The 5,832-nt window shown below is 50.5% G+C and carries 3 protein-coding genes; all 3 read right to left on the bottom strand.

Annotated features, from left to right (window positions below):
* Positions 1-459: 459 nt before the first annotated feature.
* The 3 genes from NG833_RS23445 to NG833_RS23435 all read right to left on the bottom strand — a co-directional run bounded on the left by NG833_RS23445 (position 460) and on the right by NG833_RS23435 (position 5,573).
* The gene (locus NG833_RS23445; protein ID WP_254567692.1) at positions 460-672 is read right to left on the bottom strand and encodes a hypothetical protein; all 213 of its coding nucleotides are present in this window, start codon (positions 670-672) and stop codon (positions 460-462) included.
* A gap of 427 nt (positions 673-1,099) precedes the next feature.
* The gene (locus NG833_RS23440; protein WP_254567691.1) at positions 1,100-1,876 is read right to left on the bottom strand and encodes a DUF2267 domain-containing protein; all 777 of its coding nucleotides are present in this window, start codon (positions 1,874-1,876) and stop codon (positions 1,100-1,102) included.
* Between the two features lie 634 nt (positions 1,877-2,510).
* Positions 2,511-5,573 (bottom strand): glycoside hydrolase family 10 protein, encoded by a 3,063-nt coding sequence (locus NG833_RS23435; RefSeq protein WP_254567690.1) that lies wholly within the window; start codon positions 5,571-5,573, stop codon positions 2,511-2,513.
* Between the last annotated feature and the right edge of the window lie 259 nt (positions 5,574-5,832).

Raw genomic sequence — 5,832 nt, 5'->3', positions numbered from 1 at the left:
GTAAAGAAGCATAGCTCAATACTTGATTACTAGCTAGAATTTACCACCCCGCCCCTGCGGGGCACCCCTCCACGGGAGGGGAATTTTGGGGCAGATTCCCCTCCAAGGGAGGGGTGTCCCGAAGGGACGGGGTGGTTTCTATTTTTTAGTTTTAACTTAGGAAATCAGGCCGAAAAACCTTGGAATGTAAAGCTTACGGGGTCAGGAAAATTTGACAATGAAATAGCCCTAGGGACAAACAGGGGGCTGAAGAGAGTTCGGGAATAAGTCTAAATAAAAGTAGAGAGAAACTGACCCGAGTCAGGAATCATGCGATGGCAACAGCCGTGACTAAATCTGCGCCCCTGATTCAGTGTTGGACAGGTTGTTATCTGGCAACTTATATCAACAGTCGGTTTAAATATAAAGGAAAAAAGCCGAGAGAATTCTTAAATAATGCTCAGTTCGGGGGCTGACTTTTCAATCCACAACTTTGATTAATCCCAGATCCAATCCCTGATAAATTTGATCAACTAGGTCTTGTTCTCGTTCTCCGACATAACTACCGCAGAGGAGGCGCATCAATTGGGATTGATCTTGACGGCTAATTCGACGAGAGTTGAGAATTTTTTCCGTCAGTTCGCCTATGGTAGATTCTGATGACCGATGAGAGGCGGACATAAGTATAATCACGGTTAAATTACAGTTCCTTACTTTTCTAATTTATGTGTTTTTCCCCTTGACGGGTGTGATATTCTTGGTGTAATGAAGCGATCGCGATCGGTAAGCCGGAGTGATAGGAATCACTAAAAACCCTTCCTATCAAAGGGTTGCGGCCTGATTTGCGGATTACTCGCCTTCCCTTCTTTCCTAAATTTTCTGGCCCCAGAGCGATCGCAGTCCAAGGCTTTCCCAGTTTTGTCAAGTTTCTTAAAAATTCGCAATCTGACTTCAATAAAATTGAGGCAGAGACTTCCCTTCTCTCCTAAGCTACATGAAGAGGATACCCGAGTTCAACCGGCCTATCGCCAATAAAAAGTTTGAGGCGTAGTCTCCCTTGCCGGTTGAGGGGGGAGAGACTACGCCTCAATGGATTATCCTATCCTAATCATCATCAGATTTAGGCTTGATTCCAGAGTTGCTTCACCTTACCAGGTAGCCATTGGGAAATTTCTGCAATTCGCTCACTGGAAAGCTGCTCTTTGGTGGCTGCAAATACCGCTTTAACCACTCGTTCGGCATCGGTGAATTCCGGCATGGAGCCTTCTTGGGCAATCCGGAATAAAAAGCGCTCATCTTTAATAATTAAAGGCTGGCGGATCCGGCTGATAAATCCCACAAAGGGATTCGTATCTTTCCACAAATCAGCCACTTCCATGTTCAGGGTTTTATCGGCGGTGGGCTGGGCTTCAGTATGCAGTTCTGCGCCCACGCGATCGGCAGCTTCAGTGGTCATCACATCTCGCATTACCCGATACACTACCACGGTCAAATCCCGGGCATCAAAGATATCATTCAGGTTCGCTTCCAGCATCACCTTTTCCAGAAATCCCACATTTTCACTGGCAATGGGAGTCCCGGGACGCCCAAACCCATCCGCAGGAGAACGAGACTCCATTTTTTCAAGGGTTTGCCGACCTTTATCGGTTAATGTGGCTTGTTCCAAAATAATCGGAGAGGATGAATTGGTATCCTGAGAACTGCCACTAACCTGAGCCTTAATATAGGCTTTTTCATTCAAGTAGTCTAAATTTTCCATCAATTCTTTTGAGGTGACTGCTTGCTCAGAAAAATCCATCAAATTCAAGTTAACTTGAGCCTGGTTTTGATTTTGGCTGCTTTCCTTAATTTTTTTCAAAACGATGTAAGCTACATCGTCGCGGACTCCAATTGGCATAAAATTCTCCAAAGTTTTTAACCGACAATTCCTAGCTGCGATCGCCCTAGTAATTCCCCTCACTTCAAAAGGTTAACCTGATCGCAAAATCCCCCAAATCTGGTAAGATTCTGCTCAGACTGATAACCCCTGATGTTCAAAAGAGCATCAAATCAAGTTTATTCACAACTGATCCCAGAGCAATGAACCCAGAATTGCTGACATTTATTTAGTCTTCCCCTACCTTAGAGTTTTTGCCCAATAAAATCCTCTGTCTGTAGGATGAAAACCCATTCAGTCTACAGAAGGAAGATAACAAAAACCCACACCCTTAAGGGTGTGGGTTGTGATAGACTTTTCCCTATACTTAATAGAAAGAAGTAATACAGAATTCGGTCGCCCTAGGTCTATCAAAACGAACCCTGTCAAGGGGGTAAATTTGATGACGAAAAATCAGGGTTTCTTGTAGGGGCGCAATGCTTGCGCCCTATCTGGGGCGCAAGCATTGCGCCCCTACAAATCAATACAACTTGACAGGGCTAGTCTATCACAACCCACCCCCGTTAACGGTGGGGTTCAACAGACCCAGGCCGAGTCAAGAGCGAAAACCGACTGTTCCCAACCGACTTGGGTATAAAAGCCCCGCGATCTCCGCTTATCGTTGCAACAAAAACCGATCGCCGTAATTTAATAAATCCTCCAGGGTTTGGAGACGATTTTCCCAAGTTTGAATCTGATAAGGTTTTTGCAATGAATAAAGATTCATCCAATCGCGAAACTGACCGCGAAATTCCCTCAAAACCGAACGGGCTTGCTCAAGATTTGGCCGGGAAGGCTCACTGGCTAACGCTTCCAACGCTTGAGTTAATTGCAATCCATTCTCCTCAAACTGGGTGAAGTCAACCTCTCTCATGGACAACTCTTCCGCATCCCGCAAAAATTGCCATTCCCCTTGCAATCCGGCAAATCGAGCCGCAGCAGCAGCAAAAGGTTCGCGGTAGGGAATCGGAGTCCGATCGCCTAAAGCCGAAGGTCCTTGAGTCCGTTGAAAAATCCCATTCAACTCCGGATTCAGATTTTCTGCTGCAAACAGCGCATATCCTCCTACCGACTGATTTCTTAACGCCTGGATTTGGTCTACCGCAATAATCTCCGGTAAATCCAACAGCCGAATCGCCGGTAAGATTAACGCCGCACCTAAATCCTCCTGATTAATCCAAGGTTGAGTCAACTGTTCCAGACGGTTTGTATCCATTGCATAAGTCATGGGTACAACTAAATCAACATCCCCGCGACGGGCCCATTCTTCCCAATTTTGTTGAATTTTATTGCGGCGATCGTGAGGATTCAAGGGAAACACCGCCACGGACAAAACTAAATCCGAACGCAGGGTTCGCAGCAGTTGAGAAGCATCGGCAACAAAACTATCAATTTGACGCACCCGAAAATCTGTCCATTGCTGCCACAAATCCCGATCGCCTGGACTAATCGTCATCGGGTCCACGCCAGTTAAATTCTGAAACTCCTGACGTGCCACCTTCCCATATCCATAACTGCGTTCCGCACTCGGGTCCTGAAACGGATAGCGAATATAATCTAACTGCACCCCATCCACGTCATACCGAGTCGCAATTTCCTCTAAAAGATTTAACAAATAACTGCGAACCTCCGGATTTGCCGGGTCCAGAAAAGGCTTCGTTTGTCCTCGGGGAATCATCTGTCCCTGGTTGGTATAACCCGCCCAATCGGGATTAGCTGCAATCACAGGACCGGGATAATTCGGGTCTAAATTGAGTAAAACATTGTGTCGCTGATTCCCTGCCGCAAAAGTCCAAACCCAAGCGTGTAACTCCATGCCGCGATCGTGAGCCAGTTTGACCGCTACAGCCAGGGGGTCCCAATTGCCAATTAACGGATTCTGCTGCGGTGCCACCTCGGAGGGATAAATCGGATATCCGGCATTGATGGTTTCAAAAAATACCGTATTGATCCCCGTAGCGGCGAGATTGTCAAAAATCCGGGTGAGACCCTGTTCTGAGCCCGCCCGCACAATGGAACCGCGATCTAACCAAATGGCGCGGATTTCCGGTTGAGCGAGCACCCCGTTGGTGGGGTAGTTTTCCCACAGCAGGTCCCGAATTTCCACCCATTTAGCGCGAGCCCCGGCATAGTCCTGTTCCTGAACTAATTGGGGAAATTCCAATAACATAGATCGCGCCGTGGCGATCGCCTCACTGGTGGGAAGCAACGCCTGTTCTATCTGGGCGATCGCCTCCCCAGTTTCCCCCCCTGTCTTCTCCCCCACAGGAACCAGGGATGCCGAAGCAATGGGCAATTTCTCCGTCCTCTCCTCTTCCGTCTGAGCACGCGCTTGCTGAGAACCTTGAGCATGAACTGAGGCGGTAATTAAGGCAGTTTCCACCCGTCCTAAGAGATTTTCCAATTCTTGCCGCATCTCGATCGCCTGGAAGGAGGGAATCGGTAAAGGCCCTTGCTCCACCATCAGCCCCGGAGGTGCCGTTTCTTCCGCCGGATCCAACTCCTCCGGTCCAAATTCTTCAACCCGGACTGTACTCGGTTGGGAGGGTATCGAACTCTCGGGAAGTGAGGGCAGAGTATCCCCAGGGGAGGGACGTGCCGGTGCTTGGGGGACCGGCGCAGGTGCTGGAACTGGAGTGGTGGCTGGAGTGCTGGCTGGAGGCGGTTCCGGCGCTTGCCGTCGTTGCTGTTCCGCTTCCCGCAATTGTTCCGCTTCGTTAGGGGCGGTAGAGGATGGGGGCGGGGGTGGGGGAGTTTCCTGACCCGCTACGGTGCGATTCACCACAGGTCCCCGCTGGACTTCCTTTCGCAGCAGGGCCGCCCGTAACCAGGCGCTATCATACTCCACATCCGCATGGTTGCCCCACTCCCAGCCAAAAAAGGTGGTGCGATCGCTAATCAGGACCGCTGGATTTCCCGGTGCAGGACCCCAGGTGGTCATCACTTCCGTGTTATAGCCACTCGGCGCTAAAATCCCCCCGGGAAGGGCGATGCGGTTGACTTCTCGGGGAATCCAATTGGAGGAACAGAGCATTTCTGTCCGGCAATAGAGGGGTTCCATCGGCGTCGGTTGGGATAACTGACCTTGCCAAGTCCCTCCCAAGGTGGCGGTTAAAGCGTGACGAATTCCGGTTGCAGAGTTCACGCCTACTGGTCCTGAGACGATCGCATGAACCCCTTGGCTGAGTAAACTTTCCAGGGCTAGGGCCTGTTCCACGGTCCAGGTGGAAATATTGGGGAGAAACAGGACTGTAATATTGGCTTCTCGGGCATCTTCCAACAGGCGATCGAGTTCAATCGTCTGATAGACCAATCCTGCGGCCCTTAACCGGGCATCGATCGCCTCCCACTGGGCGGCATTTTCCGGACTGCGGACGACTCCTAAGCGCAATGCGGAGTTTTCCGTCAAGGGTTGGGAGGGCGATCGACCCGGGGTCGTTTCCGGAGTCGTTTGACTGAGGGAGGTTTCCGGAATGCGGGTTTCCCCAGGAGTTTCCTGTGCGATCGCCCCGGAAACTGGGGTAGTCAGTAGCCCCAAACTCGCCACCACAGCCCCCATAACCCATTGCCCTCCGAGGGGAATCGATGGTCCCTTGCCCCCTTGGGAGTGGATGATGGGGTTGAGCCAGAGTTGCACCTTTCTCAAAGATTTTCCCAGATGGTAACGGCGATCGCTCATCACACTGTTGTTCCTTATTCCTGCGTCAAGACAGTCAAGGAGCAATTCTAACAACTTTGAGAGCGAATCCGATAGAGTGGGTCCCTCAACCCTGACAACAGTAGGTTTTTTACCTTTCCGGTCCCCTCCCCTTGGCAAGGGGAGGGTTAGGGTGGGGTCCTCTTCGATGGTCCCCTCCCCTTGGCAAGGGGAGGGTTAGGGTGGGGTCCTCTTCGATGGTCCCCTCCCCTTGGCAAGGGGAGGGTTAGGGTGGGGTCCT

Source organism: Oscillatoria sp. HE19RPO (assembly GCF_024220515.1).
In the GTDB taxonomy this organism is placed as follows: Bacteria; Cyanobacteriota; Cyanobacteriia; order Cyanobacteriales; family Laspinemataceae; genus Laspinema.
The sequence above is the reverse complement of the archived record's forward strand: the minus strand, read 5'-3'. Positions and strand labels throughout refer to the sequence as shown.